This is a genomic window from Neobacillus rhizosphaerae (assembly GCF_050477885.1).
Lineage (GTDB): Bacteria > Bacillota > Bacilli > Bacillales > Cytobacillaceae > Neobacillus > Neobacillus rhizosphaerae_A.
Genome location: NZ_JBCNAC010000040.1, coordinates 1 through 1,277, shown reverse-complemented (window position 1 = coordinate 1,277; position 1,277 = coordinate 1). Strand labels below are relative to the sequence as shown.

The window sequence follows — 1,277 nt, the reverse complement described above, 5'->3', positions numbered from 1 at the left end:
CAACCGGTTTGCATGGCACCCGTTGAATTTAAATAATAGCTAGTACCATTATCGTTGATCCAACCGGTTTGCTTTTCACCATTTGGACCAATGAAATACCATATACCAGCTTCCTGAACCCAGCCGGTAGCACCTACTGTTACTTCTATTCCATATGTATGAATCCCATCATCAGCCGTAATTATTAGGAGGCTATTTGCAGGCTGGTTTACCATACCTACCTCAAACTTCCCCTCACTATCCGTTTGAGTGGAACCAAGGTTAACTTCCTTATTTTTCACTGTAACGGTGGCATTCGGGATTGAAATTCCTTTTATCACCGTTGTCTGATCCGTGATTTTTTCCAACAGTTGAATTTGTTGCTGTTCATTTGCACTTATCGTTGTTTCTGCAAAAGCTAGATTTGGAAAAATAGCTTGAGAGATTACGCCCAATGAAATACATAGATTCATCCAAAATTTTCGCTGCAACCTGTGCCCCTCCTCAAAAAACGTCTCTTCTACTTGTTTAATAGATTGGTATGTTAAAAATTTACCAGCTTCTATTCTACCATAATTGAGTCGTATTTTTGAAAAGATTACCTCATTTGAAAGAAAATACCTACCATAATGGGAGGAGCAGTTTTAAGCCGAACGCAAGTAAAATTGCCCCACCAAGCGCTTCACTGTAGTTGCCAAGCCAGCCTTGTACCTTTTTTCCTAACAGCAAGCCTGCCCAGGTTAATACCGTGGCCACGATTCCAAAAGAGATCAGCACAAGCACAATTTTTGCCCCGTAAATCCCTAATGTCAGACCCACTGAAAAACTGTCGAGACTAACACTTAAAGCAAATAAGAGTAAGCCGAAACCAACCGGCGTAATGACTTTTTCGTCTCCTTTTTTCAAGCTTGCCCAAATCATCTGCAATCCTAGAACGATGAGCAGTAGTCCGCCAATTAAGCTGGCAAACGTGCCAAATTTCTCTGATAAAAATTTACCGGTAAGTAAGCCCACGAGCGGCATCCACACATGGAAGATTCCAATGGTGATGCCAATCTCGAAGATTTTCCTCAGCCGCAGTTTGTACATCCCCATGCCAAGCCCCACCGAGAAGGCATCCATGCCTAGCGCAAAGGCCATAATCACTAATGTAAGTAATTCTCCAACTAATTCAGACATTCTGTCCCCGCCCCCTTGGACTAACTAACCTAAGCATATGCACGTCCAAACCAGTTTAGAAGTCACGAGGGAGAAATTGGATTTTCATAACTCGTTGAACTAGTCTGTTGATTTCCGCT

2 protein-coding genes are annotated in these 1,277 nt (G+C 42.4%); both read right to left on the bottom strand.

Annotated elements, in window-relative coordinates; translation table 11 throughout:
* Positions 1 to 470 (bottom strand): Ig-like domain-containing protein (locus ABES03_RS05525; RefSeq protein ID WP_430115880.1); only part of this gene is annotated, 470 nt, incomplete at its 3' end.
* A 130-nt stretch (positions 471 to 600) separates the two neighbouring features.
* A complete protein-coding gene (locus ABES03_RS05520; protein ID WP_430115878.1) occupies positions 601 to 1,158 on the bottom strand; it encodes a manganese efflux pump MntP family protein in 558 nt (185 codons plus the stop codon).
* Positions 1,159 to 1,277: the final 119 nt, after the last annotated feature.

Bases quoted from the DNA above. Each gene is read 5' to 3' on its own strand.
- ABES03_RS05520 (WP_430115878.1), bottom strand. From the start codon at position 1,158: ATGTCTGAATTAGTTGGAGAATTACTTACATTAGTGATTATGGCCTTT.